We start from the raw sequence: 21,364 nt of genomic DNA, 5'->3' as shown, positions 1-21,364 counted from the left end.
TAATGCCCATGCGTACTTGGTTATCGCTCCTGTGCTACCTCGCCGTGATGGTGGCCATCACCACCCTGAAGCCCTTCTACCAGATCGGCTACCTGTGGGACCCGGCGCGCCAGCGGGTCCGGGAGCTGCACCTGGTCCCCTTCGACGAATTCGCCGGCTCTACCTGGTTTGCCCCGCTCTTTGAGTACGCCGGCAACACGGCGTTCTTCGTCCCCTTCGGGGTGCTGGCCTTCATCCTGGTGCCCAGCGTTAGCCGGGTGACCGCGTGGGGCTTCGCGGTGAGCCTGGCCGTCGAGGTGGTCCAGTACCTGGGCGCACTGGGGCGGACCGACGTCGATGATTTGTTGTTTAACACCCTGGGGGCGCTCATCGGCGCGCTGATTGCGCGCGCCTGCGGCCGCCGGGCCTACCCCGTCTGGCGGGGTCTCTCCTTCGTCCTGACCGCGGTTTTCCTCGTGCTCGTGGTACTCGGCCCGCGCCTGGGCGACGCGGACAAGGTGGTCGATCTGGCCGGCGCCTATCCGTGCCCCATGTTGACGAACCGGGAGTAGTGCAGCTGGTGGGCGACGCCGACGTCGCCGATGGGCCCACCACGGTGCTTGGCCAGGATGATGTCGGCCTCGCCGGCGCGCTCGTTGTCGCGGTCCTGGGAGTCTGGGCGGTAGAGCAGCATAACCATATCCGCGTCCTGCTCCAGAGAGCCGGACTCACGCAGGTCGGCCAGCTGCGGGCGCTTGTCGGTACGGGCCTCCGGGCCACGGTTCAGCTGGGAGATGGCGATGACGGGCACTTCCAGCTCCTTGGCCAGAAGCTTCAGGGAGCGGGAGAACTCACTGACCTCTTGCTGGCGGGACTCGACCTTCTTGCCCGAGGACATCAGCTGCAGGTAGTCCAGCACGATGAGGTCGAGGCCGTGCTGCTGCTTGAGGCGGCGGGCCTTGGTGCGGATTTCCATCATCGTCAGGTTCGGCGAGTCATCGATAAACAGCGGCGCGTCCTGGATGCGGTTCAGGGTGTCATTGATCTTGGTCCAGTCGTCGCCGCTGACGTTGCCGCCGCGCATGTCCGACAGTTTGACCTCGGACTCGGCGGAGAGCAAGCGCATGACGATCTCGGACGCGGACATCTCCAAGGAGAAGATGACGGAGGTGCGGCCGTGGGCCAGGGAGGCCGAGCGCATGAAGTCCATGGCCAGCGTCGACTTACCGACACCCGGGCGGGCCGCGATGATGATCATCTGCCCGGCGCGCAGGCCGTGGGTGAGCTTGTCCAGATCGTAGAAGCCGGTCGGCACGCCGGTTTCCTGGCCGCCGTTTTGCAGCTCCGTGAGCTCATCGATGGTAGGCGTAATCAGATCGCCCAGGACGTGGTAGTCCTCCGCGGTCTTCTTCTGCGCGACCGCGAAGACCTGCTGCTGGGCGCTGTCCAGCAGCCCCTCCAGCTCCTGGTCTTCCGTGCCCTCGAAGCCGAGCTCCACCACGCGGGTGCCGGCGTCCACCAGGCGGCGCAGCACCGCCTTCTCCGCCACGATCTCGGCGTAGTAACGCGCGTTCGCGGCCGTCGGCACGCTAGACAGCAGCGTGTGCAGGTACGGCGCGCCGCCGACGCGGTCCAGATCGTGGGAGCGGTCTAGCCGGGAGGCCAAAATGACCGGGTCGATCCGCTTGTTCTCCGAGTACAGGTCCAGCATGGCGTGGTAGATGATGCTGTGCGCCGGGTAGTAGAAGTCCTCCGGGTCCAGCTCCTCGATGACCTCGATGAGCGTGCTGGGGTTGAGCAGCATGGAGCCCAGAACGCCCTGCTCGGCGTCCTTGTTGGCCGGCGGGTGCCGGTACTCCGCTAGCTGGTTGAAATCCTCCCGGCCGCCACGCTTGGCCGGACGGGAATAGCTGCGGTAGCCGCCCTCGTCCGGCGGTTCCGGCGGGATGTACCCGTCGTCAAAGCTGTCGAAACTCGCGTTCGCCTCAGCCGCCATGGTCGTCTCGCTCCCCTTCAGAAAATAATGTCCGCAGTAGTCTCGGTAGTCTCTTTAGTGTCGGTAATCTCAGTCATCTCTGTCAGCGCGGTCAACTCAGTTTAACCGCCACCGCAGACACTGGCTCAGGCACTGCCCCTTCCGGGCCTCTTCCTGCTCTTTTGCCTTTGTCCTGGAATCCCTCGCGGGACGCCCTCGGCCGCCGCCTACATGGTCGCCACGATGACGTACTGGAGGCCGGTAAAGATCCAGATCATGCAGTTGGGGATGAGCACCCACATAACCCCCATCCACGGCCGCCAGCGGATATAGCCGCGGTACTTGCGCACCAGGATGGCGCCGCACCCCAACATGCCGAAGACCGGGACCACGAGCACGGCAAAGCCCCAGAAGATCTGCTGGCCGGGGCTGCACAGCCAGGCGGCCTCCCCGGCCTCGCACAGCGGGCCGCCGATAAGCCGCATGATGATGCCGAGGACGAAAGCGACTGCGAACGAGGCCACCAGCACCGAGCCGACGTACCAGCGGGCCTGCCGGCTGGATTGCTCGTTTCTCTGGGCGATGACAGCCGGGTCCGGCTCGTCCGCGAGCTCGTCGAAGCTGTGCGGCTCCGGCCGGGGCACGTTGCTGAAATCGGCGTCCGTAGACAGATCGTTTTCCGGGTGCTCGAAGCCGCGCGAATTATGGGACCGCGAATTATAGGACATAGTGGGGCCTAGTCTAGCCCAGCCGCTAGCCGCTTAGTGACCCGCCGGATAGACCAAGACCGGCACGCGCATGTGCGGCAGTAGTTCCGTGGCGGTCGAACCGATGAAGACCCGGGCGATGGGGCCCAGCGGATTCGAGCCCATGACCATGAAATCGCCCTTTTTCCACTTCAGGGCGTCGACCGCGCCGCGCCAGCCGCTGCCGATGCCGATGTCGGTGCGCACGTCCAGCTCCGGGTACCGTTCCATCACCCAGTCGCGGGCGACGTCCAGCAGCGCCAGGGATTGCTCGCGCCACTGGTTGGTCAGCTCGTCCGCGACATCGCGGTGGTTGTCGAAGGGGGCGTGGATGATGCCGGACGGGGAAAAGGCCACGATGCGCAGCGGCACTCCCCACGTGTGGGCCATCTCCGCCGCGCGGCCGAGCGCCGGATCGTCCTTCTGCCCGTCTTCCTCGGTGAAGGCGAAGTTCACGCGGGTCACCCCGTGCTTGGACAGCTTGACTTGCTTCGGCGCCAGCCCGACCGGCACGGGCGAATAATGCAGGAGGGTATCCGCGGTGGAGCCGGCCATGAAACGGCCCTTCGGCGCGGCTTGGTTGGGCCCTAAGAAAATCATGTCCGCCGCGAAGTCGTTCGCCGCCTCCGTGATGAGCTGCGGCTTGGACGAGCCGTTCGACAACAGCGAGACCTCGTCGTCCCAGTAGGACTCATCCAGTCCCGCGGCGGACAGGGCCTTTTCCACCTCGGCGCGGCAGGCCTCGGCTTCCTTGCGGAAGTATTTCTTGTATTTCTTGCCCAGCTTGAACAAAGGCGTGGCCGCCCAGGGCTGCAAAAGGGTAGACAAAACCCGCACCTTGACGGGCATGGTCCGCGACAACCAGGCGGCAAAACCGATCGCCTCAGTGCCGGAGTAGCTCGGGGTCCACGAGACCAAAATGCGCATGGTCTGCGGCAATTCTGCTACTTCGGCGAGATCGTCAGGGAGGTTGTCTGTGGGCATGAACCTAATTCATTACGGGGGCTTGCTGTCTGACCATTTTATAAATGTCGCTCCCCTATTACCTAATCCCGGCTGGGCCGGTAGATCTCCGCCAGCTGGTTAATCAGGTCGCCGACCTCCTCGGCAGTCTGGAGGCCGTCCTTGTCCAGCCAGCGCAGAATCTCCGCCAGAGCGTGCGCGCGCTGGCTCGAGACCTCCTCGAGCTCCCGGTCTCCTTCCGGGGTGAGCGCGACCAGGACGCCGCGGCGGTCGTTCTCGTCGCGCATGCGCTTGACCAGCCCGCGCCGCTCCAGCTGGTACAGCGCGTTCGAGGCAGTGGGCATGCGGATGAGCTCCGCCTGCGCGATCTGGCTGACGCGGGACGGACCCCGCTCCTTGAGCTGGTTCATGATGGAGACCTGCGAGGTGGTCAGGCTCGATCCTTCGGTCGTGCGCTGGAAAATCACCATCAGCTTGTTCAGAGCCGGTTGAATCTTCGCAGCGACAGCGAAAGCCTCCTCCGCGCTGGACGGGGACTCTTGGGGCCTTTCTGCGGGGCTAGATTCATTCATGAAACCTAAGTTTAGCGGTTTTGTGCAGCAAACGTTAACACCTTCCCGCTCCCGCCGGAGGCCCGCTTGCCCGGCTAGGACTGCCCGCCGCGGATGAACTCCTCCAGCTGGGCCCGCGCGATATCGTCCGGCAGCTGCTGCGGCGGGGACTTCATCAGGTAGGAGCTGGCCGGCAGGATCGGCCCGCCCAGCCCGCGGTCGAGGGCAATCTTGGCCGCGCGCACGGCGTCGATGATGATGCCGGCGGAGTTGGGCGAGTCCCAGACCTCCAGCTTGTATTCCAGGTTGAGCGGGACCTCGCCGAAGGCGGAGCCCTCCAGGCGGACGTAGGCCCACTTGCGGTCGTCCAGCCACTCCACGTAGTCCGAGGGGCCGATGTGGACGTTGCGGTCCTCCTTCTTGCCGGCCAGCGGCCCGGACTGCAGGTTGGAGGTCACCGCCTGCGTCTTGGAGATCTTCTTGGACTCCAGGCGGTTGCGGTCCAGCATGTTCTTGAAGTCCATGTTGCCGCCGACGTTGAGCTGCATGGTGCGATCCAGGCGCACGCCGCGGTCCTCGAAGAGCTTGGCCATGACGCGGTGGGTGATGGTGGCGCCCACCTGCGACTTGATGTCGTCGCCGACGATGGGCACGCCCGCGTCGGTGAACTTCTTAGCCCACTCCGGGTCGGAGGCGATGAACACGGGCAGGGCGTTGACGAAGGCACAGCCGGCATCGATAGCCGCCTGGGCGTAGAACTTGTCGGCCTCCTCCGAGCCCACGGGCAGGTAGCTGACCAGCACCTCCGCGCCGGCCTCACGCAGGGCCTGGGCGACGTCGACGGCCGGCTCGGCGGATTCCTCGATGCTGTCCAGGTAGTGCGTGCCCAGCCCGTCCAGGGTGGGGCCGCGCTGCACGCTAACCCCCAGGTCCGGGACCTCGGCGATGGTGATGGTGCAGTTGCGGGAGGCGCGGGTGGCGGCGGCCAGATCCGCGCCCACCTTGGCGGCATCCACGTCGAAGGCAGCGACGAATTCGATGTCGCCGACATGGTAGTCGCCGAGCCGCGCGTGCATGAGGCCCGGAATTTTCTCGTCCTCGGCGGCGTTACGGTAGTACTCCACGCCTTGGATGAGGGAGGTGGCGCAGTTGCCGACGCCCACGATGGCGACTTTGACTTTTCCAGACACGGTCGGGTCTAACTCCTTGGTTCGGCTGAATATGTGGCTGATACCTAAAAGCGGCACGGACGCCGCCGGTTCACATCGCTGAGCCTAGGCCGCGGCCCGGCACGGGTGTGGGCGGGACAGCAAGTGGATCGATCAAGATGGCACAAAACCCACTAGATTGGGGCGCCACCGGCGGCCGGAACCTTAACCTCCGAGCAAACGCCGGGGCTTTGAGACAGGAAGGGACAGTTGATGAGCGGACTCGTGTTCACCCAGGCGGTCTCCCACCAGTGGGAGCGCGCCCAGTGCATCCGCGATCTCCGGGCGGGCCGGATCCTGCGCGAGGAGGTCTGCGACGCCGATTTCCTCCTGCGGGCGGCCGCCCAGCACCACGGGGTCGACCTGCCCAAGGCGTGCCCGGTCTGCGGGGCGGAGAGCATGCGGCTGACCCGGTGGGTCTACGGGGATAGCTTGGGGCGCCGGGCGGGCAGCGCGCGCCGGCTGAGCGAGATCGCCGACTTCGCGGCCGAAGGCTTGGAATTCACCGTGCACACCGTGGAGGTATGCCCGTCCTGCCGCTGGAATTACCTGCTAGAAACGGCGGAGGCCCGCCACCGCACAGATTGACCGAAGCTGTGAGTTGTGCGTGTTAGTTTTCTGCGGGCCCACCTAGCCGGTAAGCTGCGAATATTGAAGTCTAGGTTTACAAGTTAAGTAAGGGCTAAGGTCGCAGTGACTGACAATAGTGGATCCCGCACCCGCGATAACCAGGGCGCGGCTAAACCAGCCTCCGCTGGCCAGGCGAAAAACAAGCGCCGTTGGCCGTGGATCGTCCTCGCGGTCGTCGGCGTAATCGTCTTCCTTCCCCTGGCGATTTTCGCGTACGCCTACGCGCAATACGACGTCCCGGAGCCGGAGGAGCTGACTAACAACCAGATCTCCTACATCTACGCCAACGACTCGTCGACGCAGCTGGCGCGCATCGTGCCCCCGGAGGGCAACCGTAGCCAGGTCAAGCTCGACGAGATCCCGGATCACACGGAAAACGCTGCCCTGGCAGCCGAGGACCGCGAGTTCTGGACCAACTCCGGCTTCTCCCTGAGCGGTTTCGCCCGCGCCGTGCTGGGTGAAATCACCGGCAACTCTTCCGCCGGCGGCGGTTCCACCATCACGCAGCAGTACGTGAAAAACACCCTGGTCGGTGACGAGCGCTCCTACGTGCGCAAGGCGCGCGAGCTCATCTACTCGATCAAGATGACCAACGAGTGGTCCAAGGAAGACATCCTCAACGCCTACCTCAACACCGTCTACTTCGGCCGGAACGCCTACGGCATCCAGGCCGCCTCCAACGCCTACTTCGACAAGAACGTCGAGGACCTGACGGTCGAAGAGTCCGCCCTGCTGGCCGGCGTCATCCAGGCCCCCAGCGCCCTGGACCCGGCGGTGGATGAGAACGCGGCCGAGGCCCGCTGGAACTACGTCATGGACGGCCTGGTCGACATGGGCGAGCTCGACGCCGCGGAGCGCGCCGGCATGCAGATGCCGCAGACCCGCGAGCAGGGCGAGTACTCCGCCTACACGGAGGCCCCCGGCGCCAACGGCCACATCAAGAACCAGGTCATCCGGGAGCTGGGCGAGGTCGGCATCACCGAGGAAGACGTCAACACCCGGGGCCTGCGGATCACCACAACCATCGACATGAACGTCCAGAACGCCGGCATCGACGCCGTGGATACCAACCTGGCTCCGCTGCAGGAAGACGCCCGCGCGGCGGCCGTGACCATTGAACCGTCCACCGGCGCTATCCGCGGCTACTTCGGCGGCCACGAGGAGCACGGCTGGGACTACGCCAACGCTCCCCTGCAGACCGGCTCGACGTTCAAGATCATGGCCCTGGCGGCCGGCCTCCAGCAGGGCATCTCGCTGGATACCAACTACTCCTCCGCCCCGTACCAGCTGCCCGGTTCGCAGGTGGTCAACAACGTCAACGGCAGCGGCTGTGGCGTGTGCTCCCTGCGCGAGGCGACGAAGAAGTCCTACAACACCTCCTTCATCCGCCTGCAGGAGGACCTGAAGAACACCACGCAGGACACCGCGGACATGGCCCACGCCCTGGGCGTGGCCCGCTCCCTGCCGGGGATTGAAAAGACCCTGACCGAGAACGGCAAGCAGCCCTACGAGGGCATCGTTCTGGGCCAGTACCAGTCCCGCCCGATGGACATGGCCATCGCCATGGCCACCCTGGCCAACCAGGGCGTCTGGCACAACCCGCACTTCGTCGAGAAGGTCGAGACCATCAACGGCGAGGTCCTCTACGAGCACCCGACGGATAAGGGTGAGCGCCGCGTCGGCCAGCAGGTAGCCAACAACGTCATCGACGCCATGCGCCCCGTGGCCGCCTGGTCGAACGGCGCCCTGGCGGGCGGCCGCGAGTCCGCCTCCAAGACCGGTACCGCCCAGCTGGGCGACACCGGCTACAACAAGGACACCTGGATGGTCGGCGCGACCCCGCAGCTGGCCACCGCCGTATGGGTCGGTACCGCGGAAAACACCGACGCCATCTTCAACGCCTACGGCGGCAACATGTACGGCGCCGGCGCCCCGACCCAGATCTGGAAGTCCATCCTGGACACCTCGCTGGCCGAGGCCGACTACGAGACCTTCCCGCAGGCGGCTCCCGTGCGCTACGGCACCGGCGGGGCCGGCGGCGGCGCGACCTACTACGCGCCGACGGAGGACACCTACACCCCGAGCGACTCGGAGGGCGTCGAAGAAGCCCCGGCCGAGGGCGAGGGCGAACAGCCCACGCAGCCGGCCCCGGCCGAGCCGAGCCGTAACCCGAACGACAACTCCGGTAACGGCGGCGGCAACGCCCCGTCCGGCGGTAACGGCGGCGGCAATGGCGGCGGAAACGGCGGCGGTGGCGGCGGGGGCAACCCCTCGCTCGAGGACTTCCTCGAAGATCCCCAGGGCGGCTTAGCCGACATCCTGGGCTAGGCGCCGAGGCGGAGGAGTACACACGCATATGCACGACACCGCCCCGCGCAATTGGGTGCCGCTGAGCGCGGAGCCCATGGCCCGCGGCATCGTCGACTTCTTGGGTGGGCCGGCCGGGCGCTTTGCCCGCCCCCGCCCGCACTGGATGACCCCGGCCCGGGCGGTCATCGCGGTCGCGTGGGTTTTCCTCGCCCTCGGTTTTCTGGCCAAGGCCAACTGCGCGGGCGGCATCCGGGACGAGCACGGCGCGGTCCAGCTCGACTGGTCCGGCAACCGGCACTACACCTCCGCCTGCTACAACGACATCGTGCCGCTCTTTGCCGGGCGCGGCCTCGACCAGGGCGGCTTCCCTTACGCCTTCTCCTGGGTCGAGGACGGCGTCACCCGCTACATGGAATACCCGGTGCTGGCCGGGCTCTTCCAAGGCGCGATCGCGGCCGTGTCGCGCGCGACCCACCCCCTGGTGGTCTGGGCGGGCATCCCGGCCGCCGGCTGGTACTTCGCGCTCACGGCGCTGGCGATGTCCGTCCTCTGGGTCGCGACCATCACCCTCGTGATGCGCCTGGTGGGCAATCGCTTCTGGGACACGCTGCTCATCGCGGCCAGCCCCCTGGTTATCGTCCACGCCTTCACGAACTGGGACATCCCTTCCATCTTCTGCATGGTCGCCGCCGTTTCCGCTTTCCAGCGCTCCCGGCCGGGCTGGGCGGGGTTCTGGGTTGGCATTGGCACCGCGGTCAAGCTCTGGCCGCTTTATATCCTGGGCGCCTACCTCGTGCTGGCCATCCGCACGAAGTCGTGGCGGCCGTTCAGCCAGATGCTGGGGACCACCACGCTGACGTGGCTGGCGGTCAACCTGCCGGTGGCGCTGGCCTATCCGGCGGCGTGGGGAGAATTCTTCCGGCTCAACTCGGAGCGGTCCTGGGAGTGGACCACCGTCTACGCCGTGTTGGCCCGCAACACACCGTTTAACGTCTCCCCCGGCGTTCTCAACGTCATCTCCTTCGGGCTCTTTGCCGCCCTGTGTCTGGCCATCCTCGTCGTCGGCCTTAAGGCCGCCCGCACCCCGCGGGTGGGCGAGCTCATCTTCCTCATCGTGGCCGCGTTCTTGTTGGTCAACAAGGTCTGGTCGCCGCAGTACTCGCTGTGGCTGCTTATCCCGGCGGTGCTGGCCGTGCCGCGATGGCGGCTGATTACCGCGTGGGCCTGCGCCGAGTTCGCGGTCTGGCCGCTGTTGATGTGGCACATGCTGGGCGCCGAAAACGGCGGCATCCCGCACGAGCTGCTGGATACCGCCATCCTGGTGCGCGACGGCCTCATCATCGCCATGGTCGTGCTGGTGCTGCGGCAGCTTCGCGGCAGCGCCCACGACGCCGTGCGCAGCGTCCACCCCGACCGTCCATATTCCGATCCCCTACAACCGTTGCACTAATCATGCTCATCACCATCATTGGCATTATCTCTATCGTCATTGGCTTTGCCTGTGTGGGCACGGCCTACTACCTCTACCAGCAAAAGGGCCAGCGCACCGCGCCAATCGTCCTGGGCCTTTTGGCCCTGGTTTTCCTGACGCTCGTGCCCGCGGGCAGCGCCGTGTTTTTCGCCGCTACCCAGGGCGGCTAGATTTCAGTTTTGGGCCCCGAGTGCGGTACTGTGGTGGGGTTGCTTGACGCAACGTACCCTCCTGCCACATCCGCAAAGGTGATGTGGCCGAAAACCATTTACTAGACCATAGGAGGTGATGAGGTCCGTGCGTCACTACGAAGTAATGATCATTCTGGATCCTAGCCAGGATGAGCGCACCGTAACCCCGTCCCTAGACAAGTTCCTCGACTCCGTCCGCAAGGACGGCGGCAAGGTTGAAAACGTCGATGTCTGGACCAAGCGTCGCTTGGCCTACCCCATCAACAAGAAGGAAGAGGGCATCTACGCCGTCGTCAACCTGGAGTGCGAGTCCCACTCGGTGCTCGAGCTCGATCGCCGTTTGAACCTGAACGACGCCATTCTGCGTACCAAGGTTCTGCGCACCGACGCTAAATAGCGGATACTGGGGTTTGTAAAAACTACAGTTTCCACGAAAAGGAGTTTAAGAACATGGCACAGGGAGATACCCCAATCACCGTAGTAGGCAATATCGTCGCCGATCCGGAATTGCGTTTCACCCCGTCTGGCGCACCCGTAGCTAATTTCCGGGTGGCCTCTACCCCGCGTTACTTCAATGCGCAGCAACAGCAGTGGGAAGACGGCGAAGCTATGTTCTTGACCTGCAACGCCTGGCGCAACATGGCTGAAAACGTCGCAGAGACCCTGACCAAGGGCATGCGCGTTATTGTCAACGGCCGCCTGAAGGCCCGCAGTTTCCAGACCCGAGACGGTGACAACCGCACCGTTTTCGAGATTGACGTTGATGAGGTTGGCCCCTCGTTGAAGTACGCCAAGGCCCAGGTTCACCGCAACCCGCGTGAGGGCGGCAGCGGCAACTTTGGCAACAACCAGGGCGGAAACAACTCGGGTTCCAACAACTTCGGCTCCAATCAGGGCGGAAACCAGGGCGGCTTCGGCGGTAACCAGGGCAACCAGGGCGGTTTCAGCCAGGGTGGCTTTGGCGGCAACCAGCAGTCCGCGCAGGACAACGATCCGTGGAATTCTGCACCGCAGGCCGGAGGCTTCTCCGGCGCTGATGATGAACCCCCGTTCTAACTAAGTGCGCAGTAATCATCGAATAAACGACTCAATTGAAAGGCAGGGATCATGAAGCTGATCCTCACCGCTGCCGTTGAGAACCTCGGCGCCCCCGGCGAAATTGTTGAGGTTAAGAACGGCTACGGACGTAACTACCTGCTGCCGCGCGGCCTGGCCATCGTTGCCACCCGCGGCGCAGAAAAGCAGATCGAGGGCATCAAGCGTGCCCAGGAAGCTCGCGCAATCCGCGACCTGGACCACGCTCGCGAGGTCCGCGATCAGCTTGAGCAGCTCAACGACGTCACGGTCGAGGTTAAGACCTCCGAGAAGGGCAAGCTCTTCGGCTCCGTGAACGCTGAGGACATCGTCAACGCCGTGAAGAAGGCTGGCGGCCCGAACCTGGACAAGCGCATCGTCAAGATGCCCAAGGGCCTGGTCAAGAAGACCGGCAACTACCAGGTCGAGCTCCAGCTGCACGCTGACGTTCTCGGCAAGGTGAACTTCTCGGTCGTAGCTGCCTAATTAGGCGCTCGACGGTCAAACCATAGACCCAAAGACAACAGCAGCTTGAAGGCCCTGGGGCCGAAATCCTATGTGAGGTGGGATTTCGCCCCGGGGCCTTTTTGCATGCCCACACGGTCATCCCCGGCACCTATCGCGCAGATCCCCGCGATCTGGCGCCTGGTCGGACCGCGAACCCGAACGCGGACTACGGGCCTGTGAGTAACTGTGGATAACTCGGCTCCAGCTGTGGATAACTTCTACCCGGGGACGACTGTTACGAAAAATATACAGGTTCAAAGTGACGCCCCGTCGCCGCAGGTAGGAAAGTTATTCACGTTTTTCTTTAAAGTATTCACACCTTTAAAAACCGTCTGACCTGCAATTATTAAAACCGCTGGTCAGAAAATTAGAGAGTTATCCACAGCGCCCGGTGGATACTTCGACGACGAAAGCAAAGGTGAGAGGGAATTCTACAGCTACCTGTGGATAACTCCCCCGGCCTTATCCACCAGGGGCGGCGATTTGTACCCCCGAGCCCAACGCAGCGGGGGTAAAAGCGGGCACCTCTCCCCGACTGGATTTGCCTCGCCCTCCCCCGAACCATGCCCCGGGGTATTCGCCCTAGTTGCCCTTTTTCCCGGCGGCCTCGGCGGCTACCGCCGCGCAGTCGGGCCGGCCGCAGTGCTGGGTCTCGGTGTGCTGGGCGCAGTCGTCGCAGATGAGGACCTGACGCCGGCAGGTATCCTCATTGATGCAGTTATGGAAGGTGTTCGTCCCGGCGCCGCAGTGCACGCAGTGGCCCAGCTGGATGAAGCCGGGGTCCTCGGTGCCGATGCCGAATTCGTGGTGCATGCGCTTGTCGAAGACGTACATCGAGCCTTCCCACAGCCCGTCGTTTCCGTATTTCTCCCCGTAGCGCACGATCCCGCCGTCGATTTGGTAGACCTCGTTGAAACCGCGGTTTTTCATCAGGGCGGAGAGGACCTCGCAGCGAATCCCGCCGGTGCAGTAGGACACGACGGGCCGGTCCTTCATCCAGTCGTATTTGCCGGACTCCAGCTCCTTGATGAAGTCGTGCGTGGTATTTACATCCGGCACGACTGCGCCCTTGAACTTGCCGATCTCGGCCTCCATGGCGTTGCGGCCGTCGAAGAAGACGACGTCGTCGCCGCGCTCGGCGACCAGCTCGTTGACCTGCTCGGGGCGCAGGTGGACGCCGCCGCCGACGACGCCGTCCTCGTCGACCTGCAGTTCCTGGGGCGCGCCGAAGGCCACGATCTCGTCGCGTACCTTCACCGACAACCGCGGGAAGTCGTCCGCGGAGCCCTCCGACCACTTGAAGGCCATCTTCTTGAAGCCGGGGTAGTCGCGGGTCTTGCGCACGTAGCGCTTACAGGCGTCCATGTCCCCGCCCACGGTGCCGTTGATCCCGTGCTCGGACACCAGGATCCGGCCCTTGAGCCCCAAAGATTCACACAGGTCCCGCTGCCACAGCATGATGGCCTGCGGGTCCTTGAGCGGGGTAAAGCAGTAGTACAGGAGAATTTTGCCGATGCTCACGCCTTAAAATCTTAGGCGGGGCACCGGCAAATTCCGAATTGTTGACCTGCGGTTTAGCGCTTGTGGTACAAGCCCTTCTTGCGGGCAAAGACCGGGTCCGAGGTCACCAGCACGCCCAGGTTACGGAAAATCCCCTCGTCTACCGAGCCCAGGATGGTGGTGGTGTGGACGTCGCAGCCGGTCAATTCCTTGATGTGCTCGAGGGCGCGGCGGGCGTTCTCGTCCTTCGCCGCGGACGTCGACAGGGCGATGAGCACCTCGTCGGTGTGCAGGCGCGGGTTGCGGGAGCCCAGGTGCTTGGTCTTGAGCGTTTGGATCGGCTCGATGGCCTCGGGGGAGAGCAGGTGGATCTCGTCGTCGATGCCGGCCAGGTGCTTGAGTGCGTTGAGCAGCATGGCCGCCGAGCAACCCAGCAGCGCGGAGGTACGGCCGGTGATGATAGTGCCGTCGGCCAGCTCCAGTGCGGAGGCCGGATCCCCGGTCTCCTGGGCGCGCTGGCGCGCCGGCTCGACGACCGGGCGATCCTCAGCGCGGATGCCGGCCTTGGCCATGATGACCGCGGCGCGGTCGGACTGGGTGGAATCCAGGCCCTCGCGGGCTTCTTCGACTAGCGCCTTGAAGTAGCGGCGGATGATCTCCTGCTGGGAGGCGGCGCGGCAGACGGCGTCGTCAGTAATGCACAGGCCGGCCATGTTGACACCCATATCCGTGGGGGACTGGTAGGGGGTCTGGCCGGTCAGGCGCTCCAGCAGCGACTTGAGCAGCGGGAAGGCCTCCACGTCGCGGTTGTAATTCACCGTGGATTCCCCGTAGGCCGACAGGTGGAAGTGGTCGATGATATTCGAGTCGTTCAGGTCCACGGTCGCGGCCTCGTAGGCCAGGTTGACCGGGTGCTCGAGGGGCAGGTTCCAGATGGGGAAGGTCTCGAACTTGGCGTAACCGGCCTGCACGCCGCGCTGGTGCTCGTGGTAAATCTGGCTCAGCGCAGTGGCCAGCTTGCCGGAGCCCGGCCCCGGCGCGGTAACCACGACGAGGTCCCGGGTGGTCTCGGCGAATTCGTTGCGGCCGAGCCCCTCCTCGGAGACGATCAGATCCGTGTCGGTCGGGTAGCCAGGGATAATGCGGTGCCGGGCGACCTTGAGACCCAGGCGCTCCAGCTTGTCGATGAAGGCTTCAGCCGGGCCGTTGCCGTCCTCCAGCTGGGTCATGACCACGTTGTTAACCAGGAAGCCGCGTTCGCGGAAGACGTCGACCAGGCGCAGCAGGTCGTCTTCGTAGAGGATGCCCAGATCCGCGCGCACCTTCTGTCGGGCGATGTCCTTGGCGTTGATGCAGACGAGGATCTCCACCTCGTCCCGGATATGCTCCAGCATGGCAATCTTGTTGTCCGGGGTGAATCCGGGCAGCACGCGGGAGGCGTGCATGTCATCAAAAAGCTTGCCGCCCATCTCCAGGTAAAGCTTTCCCCCGATGTCACGCCGCCGGGCGCTGATGTGTTCGGACTGGAGTTGGATGTATTTTTCGCGGTCAAATCCAAGTGCGTGCGTCATAAATGGCCCTTCTTGCTCCATCAGCATGGGCGGCGTTACTGCCGTCTTATCGATTTATGTACGCCGCTACAGTCTACGCAACCCCGACCTAAAAGTCATAGAAATCCTAGTCAGCCTATAACGAGGCCCGAAAAATTTGTCATTTCCTCTACGTTGGCAGTGATCTGGGCCCCGAGAAGAGATAAGCGCGGGGGAGGCCGGGATATGTCAAACGGCGCCGCCACCCACGGAAAGGAATATGGGTTAGCGGCGCCGTTCGCCTCTCTCCAGGAATAGGCGTTTCCGACGGTTGCCGCTCTTACCCAACAACCGTCACGCCCGTACCCGACGTCAACCCTCTCGGACGGCGTCGACTGGTGGTCACCCTACCGCAGATAGCACCAAAGTTATGAATCTGCTTAATCGTTGTCTCGTCCACAATTGCCTCGTCTACCTTGGAGTTTCCTGATGTTAACGCTGTGCGCAGGGAAGACGGCAACCGCAATACACAGGTTCCTAAGATGTCATAGGTATTATGATTTCCGTCACTCACTGCCGCCGAGGGCCACGCGCGCGCCGCCGACTAGACTGGATCAGTATGCCCGAAGGTCATGTTATTCACCGTCTAGCCAACCGCCTCAACCACGATTTCCGGCACCGCGCGTTGCAGGTCACCAGCCCGCAGGGCCGCTTCGCCGCCGAGGCCGCGCAGTTGGACGGGTGCGAGATCGACCGGGCCGAGACCTTCGGCAAGCACCTCTTCGTACACTTCGACGCACCCCAGCCGGAGCACATCGTCTACATCCACCTGGGGCTCATCGGCTCGCTGCGCTTCGAGCCGGCAGAAGACGTCTGGGGCCAGATCCGGCTCCGGATCACCACCGACGAGCTGGCGGCCAACCTCCGCGGCCCGCAGTTCTGCCGGCTGATCACCGAGGAGGACTATGCCGCCCGCCTGACCAAGGTGGGCCAGGACCCCCTGCGCGCGGACGCGAATCCCGAGGTGGTATGGGAGAAGGTGCACCGCTCCCGGCGCAGCATCGCCTCCCTGTTGATGGATCAGCACCTGTTCGCCGGGGTGGGCAACATCTACCGCGCGGAGGCCCTTTTCCGGCAGGGCATTAGCCCGTTCCTGCCCGGCAAGGAACTGGACCGCGCGGCTTTCGATGCCCTCTGGGCGGACCTGGTCTTCCTCATGCAGGTGGGCGTAGAGCGCGGACGGATCGACACCGTCCGCGACGAGCACACCCCAGAGGCGATGGGACGCGATCCGCGCAAGGACGATCACGGGGGAGAGGTTTACGTCTACCGCCGGGCCGGCCTGGGCTGCTACGTGTGCGGCACCCCGATTGCCGAGCGCGCGCTCGAATCCCGCAATCTTTTCTGGTGCCCGACCTGCCAGCCGGCCTAGGCTGGAGGCATGTTAGCCACCTATAGCACTGCCGCTGTCCGCGCCGCCGAAAAGGAGCTGCTCGCCGCCGAGCCCGAGCCGGATCACGTCATGCGCGCCGCCGCCCAGGCCGTCGCCCGCACCGCGGCGGCGATGTCGGGCTCCGGGCGCATCCTGGTGCTGGCCGGCTCCGGGGGAAACGGTGGCGACGGCCTCTACGCCGGCGCGCTGTTGGCGCAGCTCGGCCGCTCGGTCGAGGCGCTGCTGGTTACCGGTTCCGCCCAGCCGCGGGCCCGGGCCGCCGCGGAGCAGGCCGGCGTCACCATCACCGACAAGGCCCCGGAGGCGGGACAGTTCGACCTGGTCATCGACGCGGTCGCCGGGCTGGGCTCGGCCCGCGGCCTGGACCCGGACGTCCACGGCCTGCTGGCCGGCGCCCAGGTCTTGGCCGTCGACATGCCCACCGGGGTGGACGCCGACTCGGGAGTGGCCGCGGACAACGCGGTCACCGCCGACGTCACCGTCACCTTCGGCGGCGGGCGGCTGGGCCAGGCCGTGGCAGCCGAGTGCGGCGAGGTCATCGTGGGAGACGTGCCCAACTTCGCCGAGGCGCTCGCCCGGCACATCCCGGACGCCTATTTGGCGGCCGAACCCACCGTGGGCAGCTGCTATGTTTGGGACTCGCCATTTCTGCGTCCTGCGGAAACCACTGGCCCCATCCCGGATCCCCGCCCCGGGATCCACTCCCACAAATACAGCGGCGGGGTGACCGGCATCTGCGCCGGCAGCCAGCGCTACCCGGGCGCCGGGGTGCTCGCCGCCGCCGGCGCCCTGCGCACGACGCCTTCCATGGTCCAGGTCCTCAACAACCCCGGCGCCACGCAGCGCTTCCCGGAGATAGTCTCGGCCACCGGGACAGACGCCCGCGTCGATAGCTGGGTGGTCGGCCCCGGTAGGGCAGAGGCCGCCGCCGCGGAGCTGGAGGCCGTACTACAGCGCCCGGAGTGCGCGGTGGTCATCGACGCCGACGGCCTGCGCCAGCTGGCCGACAGCCCGCGCCTCCAGAACCTGGTCCGCGCGCACCCGGCGGTCCTGCTGACCCCGCACGCCGCGGAATTCGACGCCCTCTACGCCGGCTGCGTGCAGGGCGAAAAGCCCGCCGGGCGCCTGGAGGCGCAAGAAGACCTAGCCGCAAACCTGATGTGCTGGGTGCTGCACAAGGGCCGGATCACCACCGTCGTGGGCCCGGAATGGGCCGGCACCACCCCGGTCGGCATCAACGCGGGCCATTCGCTGGCCGCCACAGCCGGCTCCGGCGACGTACTCAGCGGGCTCCTCGGCGCGCAAGTAGCGCTGGAGGGCATGACCATGGACGCCATCGTCCACGCGGTGACCATCCACATCCACGCCGCGGAGATCGCGGCGACGACGGAGTACGGGGTATCGGTAGCCACTGCCAGCCAGATAGCCGCCGCCATCCCCGCGGCTATCGCACGGCTACTTGCGCGCCAGTAGCTTGCGGACCAGGCCCTTCGGGCCGATCTGCCGGGTGCGGCGGCGCAGGGAGGGCAGCTGCCACGGCGCGGTCATCGCAGCCCAGGCCGCGCCCACCGCGAGGATCTCGGAGACGATATAGAAAGGCCACGGGCCCAGGTAGTTGATGATGGAGCGGCTGCCCGGCGGGTGGTTTAAGAAACCGTAATTGCCGTCGGTAAAACGGTTGACCAACATGGCGGTGGCCATCCACACCGGGGTGGTGGCCACGGCCGAGCGGTACCCGGCCCAGGTCGGGCGGTAGCCCAGGCCGAAGGTGAGCGCCAGGGGAGTGGCCAGCGCGGTGATGTGGAAGAACCAGTAGGTGGCAAAGCGCAGCCACTTCGGCTCGAAGTAGTAGATCACGTCCGGGGTGATGATCGCCTGCGGGTTGAGGATAATCCCCCAGAAATACGTGAGGTTGAGCGCCCGCTCGTTTTCCGTGATAAGCCCGATGGCCAGCACCGGCCGCAGGACGTCGCACAGGTGCAGCGGCAACGACTCCCGGACGTCGAACTGCTTCGGGTCCAGGGAGATAATCGTCCAGGCGGTGCCGGCGACGAGCATGACCCAGCCGGTCATCTTCCGCAGGAAGGATTCCTTGCTGGTGCCGCGCACGCGCCGCGCGGCCACGATGAAGACTCCGCACGCGGCGACCGTGACGGCCAGCATGGTGATATGCGCGTATCCCCACTGCGGCATCCGGGGATACGCGGTGGGGACTACACGTGCTTTACGCGGGCGTTTTAACATGACCCGAACTAGGTTACTATCGTCTCCTTAACCTTTCCGTCATTGACCTCCACTACGGCGTCGCACTCGGCGGCCAGGCCCCGATCGTGGGTAACCACCACCGTGGCGAGATCGCGCTCCCGGGTAAGCCGAATCAACAGGTCCATGATCTGCTGGCTGAGCTTGGAGTCCAGCGCACTGGTGGGCTCATCCGCCAGCAGGACCTCCGGGTCGGCCATCAGGGCGCGGGCGATGTTGACGCGCTGGCGCTGGCCGCCGGACAGCTGCTGCATGCGGCGGCCGCCCAGCCCGCCCAGGCCGACCTGCTCGAGGAGCTCATCGGCATGGCGCGGGCGGCGCTTGCGCCCACTGATGTGATCGACGATCTCGAGCTGCTCGCGCACGGTCAGCGAGGCAATCAGGTTGGCCTGTTGGAAGATGATGCCGATGTGGTTGCGGCGGGTTTGAGAGCGCAGCTTGTCCGGGGCATCGGTGAGATCGGTGCCGGCCACCCGCACGCTGCCGCTGTCCGGGACCACCAGCCCAGCACCCACCGACAGCAGGGTGGACTTGCCAGAGCCAGACTCGCCGACGAGCGCGGTGACCTGGCCGGCCGGAACCTGCAGGTCGGCGGCGTCGAGGGCGGTGGTCACGGTGGGACCATCGGGGTAGGTGACGGTGATATTGAGTAGATCAAGTGGGTAAGTCATCTTAGGCAGCCCCTCCTAGAGCCAGCATCGGATCGGTACGGGAGACCTTGCGGGTAGCCAGTGCCGCGCCCGCCAGGCCGAGCAGCCAGATGCCCACGGCGGGCACCAGCACGGTGTTGATGGACAGTTCGAACGGCAGCGCTTGGGCGGCGGCTTCGCCCAGGCCCCAGCCCACGACGGCGCCGAGGACGGTGCCCAGCCCCAGGACCACGGCGGCCTGGCCGAGCGCGTCGCGGCGGAGGTAGGAACCGTCGGCGCCGAGTGCGCGCAGGATGGACAGGTCGCGGGTGCGCTGGATGGTCCACACGGTCAGGAAGGCGACGGTCACCAGCGCGGAGATGGCGTAGAGGAATCCCTGCATGGTCAGCAGCGAGCCGCGCTCCGACTGGTAGCTGGCCAGCCCGCCGAGTGCCTCCTTCAGGGAGACCGCGCCCGGCGCGTCGGCGTCCTCAGTCAAAAGGACGGTGCCAACGACGTCCTGCGGGGCGTGCGCGACCTCGCGCCAGGTCTGCGTGGTGGTCCAGGCGACGGGGGAGTGGGAGTAGAACTCGTCCGGGACGGTCCCGGCGACCCGGGCGTCCTCCCCGCCTACCTGGAGCATCTCCCCGGCGGAGGCGGCGATATCTTCCGCGGCCGTCTCGGACAGTTGCAACTGCCCGGTTTTCACTGGGGTCTCGGTGCCGGGGACGAGGCTGCCTTCGGGCAGGCCCATCACCGCAACGGTGCCGGCCTCGTCACCGGAGGCGATCCGGGTTTGGCTTACTCCCAGGGCGGTGGCGCCGGGGTAGTCGGCGGCGAAGGCCCGGTCGATCTGGGAGTCGCTGAAGGAGGGCTCGTCGCTGCTGAAGACCACGCCGGCCGGATCGAGCGCCTCCAGGGCGGAGGTGTTTTGCTTACTGAGGCCGCCGGTGAGTCCGCTCAGCATGACGAGCAATAGGGTGATGAGCCCGACGACGGCGGTCATCAGCGCGAACCGGCCGCGGGCATAAACGATATCTCGAAGTGCTAAGAACATACCTTCATCATGGTTTGCCCAGCTCAGAAAGTAATCGGGGCGGCGGTTGATTTGCCAGTCAACCGACTGGTTGATGAAAATCAACCTCCCGCCCGACTAGCTTGGATCGCTGTGAGGTTTGGTTTCGACTCCGTATTGAGTGGGCTGCGCGTGGGCCTGCACGTCATGTTCGCCTTCCTGCTGGGCTTCGGCGTGCTGCGCGCCGGCGTGGACGGGCGCTTGGACTACCGCGCCGTCCTGTTGGCCGGGGTGTTGGCCGTGGTCTACGTCGCCGGCACCTGGCAGGAAAAGCGGGGCGTGCCGCTGCGCCGGGCCACCCGGTATACCTGGTTGGTGCTGGTGACCATGTTGTGGCTCGGGTTGGTCGTCCACACGCCGGACTTTTTGTGGCTGGAATTCCCGCTGGCCTTTCTGTACCTGCACCTGCTGCCCACCGCGCCCGGCCTGATAGCGGTGGCGGGCGCCTGGGCAGTGGCGGCCTTCGTGCCGGCCTGGCTCCACCCGGCGGATTGGACGGTGGCCGCGGCCATCGGGCCGGCTATCGGCACGCTGTTCGCCGTGGCCATCTACTACTCCTACCGGGCCCTGGCGCGGGAGGCGGATCACCACCGGAAGGTGGCCGAGCAGCTGCGGGCCACGCGCGAGGAGCTCGCCGCCGCGGAGCACCAGGCCGGCCGGCTGGAGGAGCGCGAGCGCCTATCCCGGGAAATCCACGACACCGTGGCCCAGGGGCTGAACTCCATCGTGCTGCTGGCCCGTGCGACCCGCGCGCAGGCCCCGGGCAGCGCGCAGGAGGGCCTGTCCACCATCGAGTCCGTGGCCCGCGAAAACCTGGCCGAGGCCCGGCGCTTCGTGCGGGATCTGACGGCGCCGGAGTCCGCCCGCCCTCTCCCGGAGGCCGCCGCCGAGGTGCTGGCGCGGATGCGCCGGCGGGGCCAGGCGCTGGGGGAGCTCACCACCTTTGAGCTGCATACCCACGGCCAGGCCGCCGCCCTGCCGGAGCCGGTCTTCTCCGCCGCCCTGCGCTGCGTGCAGGAGGGCCTCAACAACGTGGTCAAGCACGCCCACGCCTCCCGCGCCGTGGTCACCCTGGGGTTGTTTGCGGACGCCGTGACCGTCGACGTCGTCGATGACGGCGACGGGACCGACGGGCGCTTCGGCTACGGGCTGCGCGGGCTGGCCCGCCGCGTGGAGGACTTAGGAGGTAGCCTGAGCCTAGAATCCACCGGCGCCGCCGGCACCGCCCTGGCAGTCTGCATTCCCCTGACCAGCCAGCACGCGGCCGAGTCCCAGCGCCCCGGCCCGGCAGAAACGGGCACACAGTAGGAG

At 65.7% G+C, this 21,364-nt stretch carries 21 protein-coding genes; 11 read left to right on the top strand and 10 right to left on the bottom strand.

Features of this window, described 5'->3' with window-relative positions; genetic code table 11:
- Nucleotides 1-8: 8 nt before the first annotated feature.
- Complete coding sequence (locus tag VVR85_RS09865; RefSeq protein WP_368520721.1) at nt 9-551, top strand: VanZ family protein; 543 nt, start codon at nt 9-11, stop codon at nt 549-551.
- Here the strand turns inward: VVR85_RS09865 and dnaB are convergent.
- The 5 genes from dnaB to VVR85_RS09840 form a co-directional block, all read right to left on the bottom strand.
- Complete coding sequence (gene dnaB, locus VVR85_RS09860) at nt 518-1,975, bottom strand: replicative DNA helicase (RefSeq protein WP_368520720.1); 1,458 nt, start codon at nt 1,973-1,975, stop codon at nt 518-520. The genes VVR85_RS09865 and dnaB overlap by 34 nt on opposite strands.
- A gap of 206 nt (nt 1,976-2,181) precedes the next feature.
- The gene (locus tag VVR85_RS09855) at nt 2,182-2,682 is read right to left on the bottom strand and encodes a hypothetical protein (protein ID WP_368520719.1); all 501 of its coding nucleotides are present in this window, start codon (nt 2,680-2,682) and stop codon (nt 2,182-2,184) included.
- A gap of 33 nt (nt 2,683-2,715) precedes the next feature.
- Nucleotides 2,716-3,684: a universal stress protein gene (locus VVR85_RS09850; RefSeq protein ID WP_368520718.1), complete on the bottom strand. Its 969-nt coding sequence runs from the start codon at nt 3,682-3,684 to the stop codon at nt 2,716-2,718.
- 62 nt (nt 3,685-3,746) lie between these two features.
- A complete protein-coding gene (locus VVR85_RS09845; protein WP_368520717.1) occupies nt 3,747-4,235 on the bottom strand; it encodes a MarR family winged helix-turn-helix transcriptional regulator in 489 nt (162 codons plus the stop codon).
- A 74-nt stretch (nt 4,236-4,309) separates the two neighbouring features.
- Nucleotides 4,310-5,404 carry an inositol-3-phosphate synthase gene (locus VVR85_RS09840; RefSeq protein ID WP_368520716.1) on the bottom strand — a complete coding sequence of 365 codons (1,095 nt, stop codon included), beginning with the start codon at nt 5,402-5,404 and terminating at the stop codon, nt 4,310-4,312.
- A 231-nt stretch (nt 5,405-5,635) separates the two neighbouring features.
- Here VVR85_RS09840 and VVR85_RS09835 point away from each other — a divergent pair, with 231 nt between their 5' ends.
- The 7 genes from VVR85_RS09835 to rplI all read left to right on the top strand — a co-directional run bounded on the left by VVR85_RS09835 (nt 5,636) and on the right by rplI (nt 11,584).
- The gene (locus VVR85_RS09835; protein ID WP_368520715.1) at nt 5,636-6,010 is read left to right on the top strand and encodes a DUF5318 family protein; all 375 of its coding nucleotides are present in this window, start codon (nt 5,636-5,638) and stop codon (nt 6,008-6,010) included.
- A gap of 105 nt (nt 6,011-6,115) precedes the next feature.
- Complete coding sequence (locus tag VVR85_RS09830) at nt 6,116-8,380, top strand: transglycosylase domain-containing protein (RefSeq protein ID WP_409338206.1); 2,265 nt, start codon at nt 6,116-6,118, stop codon at nt 8,378-8,380.
- A gap of 28 nt (nt 8,381-8,408) precedes the next feature.
- Entirely contained in the window at nt 8,409-9,812 is a 1,404-nt protein-coding gene (locus tag VVR85_RS09825; protein ID WP_368520714.1) for a glycosyltransferase family 87 protein, read from the top strand.
- A gap of 2 nt (nt 9,813-9,814) precedes the next feature.
- Nucleotides 9,815-10,003 carry a hypothetical protein gene (locus tag VVR85_RS09820; RefSeq protein WP_368520713.1) on the top strand — a complete coding sequence of 63 codons (189 nt, stop codon included), beginning with the start codon at nt 9,815-9,817 and terminating at the stop codon, nt 10,001-10,003.
- A gap of 127 nt (nt 10,004-10,130) precedes the next feature.
- Nucleotides 10,131-10,421, top strand: coding sequence for a 30S ribosomal protein S6 (rpsF, locus tag VVR85_RS09815; protein WP_210400092.1), 291 nt, complete (start codon nt 10,131-10,133; stop codon nt 10,419-10,421).
- Between the two features lie 53 nt (nt 10,422-10,474).
- Complete coding sequence (locus tag VVR85_RS09810) at nt 10,475-11,080, top strand: single-stranded DNA-binding protein (protein WP_368520712.1); 606 nt, start codon at nt 10,475-10,477, stop codon at nt 11,078-11,080.
- Nucleotides 11,081-11,131: 51 nt separating this feature from the next.
- A complete protein-coding gene (rplI, locus tag VVR85_RS09805; protein WP_368520711.1) occupies nt 11,132-11,584 on the top strand; it encodes a 50S ribosomal protein L9 in 453 nt (150 codons plus the stop codon).
- A 603-nt stretch (nt 11,585-12,187) separates the two neighbouring features.
- On the opposite strand, the gene VVR85_RS09800 is transcribed toward rplI, so the two are convergent.
- Both VVR85_RS09800 and VVR85_RS09795 read right to left on the bottom strand, forming a co-directional pair.
- The gene (locus VVR85_RS09800; RefSeq protein ID WP_368520710.1) at nt 12,188-13,126 is read right to left on the bottom strand and encodes a rhodanese-related sulfurtransferase; all 939 of its coding nucleotides are present in this window, start codon (nt 13,124-13,126) and stop codon (nt 12,188-12,190) included.
- 53 nt (nt 13,127-13,179) lie between these two features.
- Nucleotides 13,180-14,676, bottom strand: coding sequence for a DUF1846 domain-containing protein (locus tag VVR85_RS09795; protein ID WP_368520709.1), 1,497 nt, complete (start codon nt 14,674-14,676; stop codon nt 13,180-13,182).
- Nucleotides 14,677-15,253: 577 nt separating this feature from the next.
- Here VVR85_RS09795 and VVR85_RS09790 point away from each other — a divergent pair.
- Both VVR85_RS09790 and VVR85_RS09785 read left to right on the top strand, forming a co-directional pair.
- The gene (locus VVR85_RS09790; RefSeq protein ID WP_368520708.1) at nt 15,254-16,066 is read left to right on the top strand and encodes an Fpg/Nei family DNA glycosylase; all 813 of its coding nucleotides are present in this window, start codon (nt 15,254-15,256) and stop codon (nt 16,064-16,066) included.
- Nucleotides 16,067-16,075: 9 nt separating this feature from the next.
- Nucleotides 16,076-17,560 (top strand): bifunctional ADP-dependent NAD(P)H-hydrate dehydratase/NAD(P)H-hydrate epimerase, encoded by a 1,485-nt coding sequence (locus VVR85_RS09785; RefSeq protein ID WP_368520707.1) that lies wholly within the window; start codon nt 16,076-16,078, stop codon nt 17,558-17,560.
- On the opposite strand, the gene VVR85_RS09780 is transcribed toward VVR85_RS09785, so the two are convergent.
- From VVR85_RS09780 to VVR85_RS09770, 3 genes are read right to left on the bottom strand one after another with little or no spacing between them, the layout of a single operon-like run.
- Complete coding sequence (locus VVR85_RS09780; protein ID WP_368520706.1) at nt 17,543-18,280, bottom strand: TIGR02206 family membrane protein; 738 nt, start codon at nt 18,278-18,280, stop codon at nt 17,543-17,545. The two genes, VVR85_RS09785 and VVR85_RS09780, sit on opposite strands and share 18 nt — an antisense overlap.
- A gap of 59 nt (nt 18,281-18,339) precedes the next feature.
- The gene (locus VVR85_RS09775) at nt 18,340-19,020 is read right to left on the bottom strand and encodes an ABC transporter ATP-binding protein (RefSeq protein ID WP_368520705.1); all 681 of its coding nucleotides are present in this window, start codon (nt 19,018-19,020) and stop codon (nt 18,340-18,342) included.
- A gap of 1 nt (nt 19,021) precedes the next feature.
- Entirely contained in the window at nt 19,022-20,035 is a 1,014-nt protein-coding gene (locus tag VVR85_RS09770) for an ABC transporter permease (RefSeq protein ID WP_368520704.1), read from the bottom strand.
- A 165-nt stretch (nt 20,036-20,200) separates the two neighbouring features.
- Between VVR85_RS09770 and VVR85_RS09765 the strand changes: the two genes are divergently transcribed.
- A complete protein-coding gene (locus tag VVR85_RS09765; RefSeq protein WP_368520733.1) occupies nt 20,201-21,361 on the top strand; it encodes a sensor histidine kinase in 1,161 nt (386 codons plus the stop codon).
- The last annotated feature ends 3 nt before the right edge of the window (nt 21,362-21,364 follow it).

Origin of the sequence: Corynebacterium sp. LK2590, from assembly GCF_040946105.1 — a bacterium.
Classification (GTDB): domain Bacteria; phylum Actinomycetota; class Actinomycetes; order Mycobacteriales; family Mycobacteriaceae; genus Corynebacterium.
Note: the sequence above shows the minus strand (reverse complement) of the source record. Positions and strands in the feature narration are given on the sequence as shown.

What these genes read in the sequence shown, in the direction of transcription:
- VVR85_RS09820 (WP_368520713.1), top strand. Translation starts at nt 9,815, where the DNA reads ATGCTCATCACCATCATTGGCATTATCTCTATCGTCATTGGCTTTGCC.
- VVR85_RS09810 (WP_368520712.1), top strand. Translation starts at nt 10,475, where the DNA reads ATGGCACAGGGAGATACCCCAATCACCGTAGTAGGCAATATCGTCGCC.
- rplI (WP_368520711.1), top strand. Translation starts at nt 11,132, where the DNA reads ATGAAGCTGATCCTCACCGCTGCCGTTGAGAACCTCGGCGCCCCCGGC.
- dnaB (WP_368520720.1), bottom strand. Translation starts at nt 1,975, where the DNA reads ATGGCGGCTGAGGCGAACGCGAGTTTCGACAGCTTTGACGACGGGTAC.
- VVR85_RS09770 (WP_368520704.1), bottom strand. Translation starts at nt 20,035, where the DNA reads ATGTTCTTAGCACTTCGAGATATCGTTTATGCCCGCGGCCGGTTCGCG.
- VVR85_RS09795 (WP_368520709.1), bottom strand. Translation starts at nt 14,676, where the DNA reads ATGACGCACGCACTTGGATTTGACCGCGAAAAATACATCCAACTCCAG.
- VVR85_RS09835 (WP_368520715.1), top strand. Translation starts at nt 5,636, where the DNA reads ATGAGCGGACTCGTGTTCACCCAGGCGGTCTCCCACCAGTGGGAGCGC.
- VVR85_RS09855 (WP_368520719.1), bottom strand. Translation starts at nt 2,682, where the DNA reads ATGTCCTATAATTCGCGGTCCCATAATTCGCGCGGCTTCGAGCACCCG.
- VVR85_RS09790 (WP_368520708.1), top strand. Translation starts at nt 15,254, where the DNA reads ATGCCCGAAGGTCATGTTATTCACCGTCTAGCCAACCGCCTCAACCAC.
- VVR85_RS09775 (WP_368520705.1), bottom strand. Translation starts at nt 19,020, where the DNA reads ATGACTTACCCACTTGATCTACTCAATATCACCGTCACCTACCCCGAT.
- VVR85_RS09785 (WP_368520707.1), top strand. Translation starts at nt 16,076, where the DNA reads ATGTTAGCCACCTATAGCACTGCCGCTGTCCGCGCCGCCGAAAAGGAG.
- VVR85_RS09765 (WP_368520733.1), top strand. Translation starts at nt 20,201, where the DNA reads ATGTTCGCCTTCCTGCTGGGCTTCGGCGTGCTGCGCGCCGGCGTGGAC.
- VVR85_RS09865 (WP_368520721.1), top strand. Translation starts at nt 9, where the DNA reads ATGCGTACTTGGTTATCGCTCCTGTGCTACCTCGCCGTGATGGTGGCC.
- VVR85_RS09845 (WP_368520717.1), bottom strand. Translation starts at nt 4,235, where the DNA reads ATGAATGAATCTAGCCCCGCAGAAAGGCCCCAAGAGTCCCCGTCCAGC.
- VVR85_RS09825 (WP_368520714.1), top strand. Translation starts at nt 8,409, where the DNA reads ATGCACGACACCGCCCCGCGCAATTGGGTGCCGCTGAGCGCGGAGCCC.
- VVR85_RS09780 (WP_368520706.1), bottom strand. Translation starts at nt 18,280, where the DNA reads ATGCCGCAGTGGGGATACGCGCATATCACCATGCTGGCCGTCACGGTC.
- VVR85_RS09850 (WP_368520718.1), bottom strand. Translation starts at nt 3,684, where the DNA reads ATGCCCACAGACAACCTCCCTGACGATCTCGCCGAAGTAGCAGAATTG.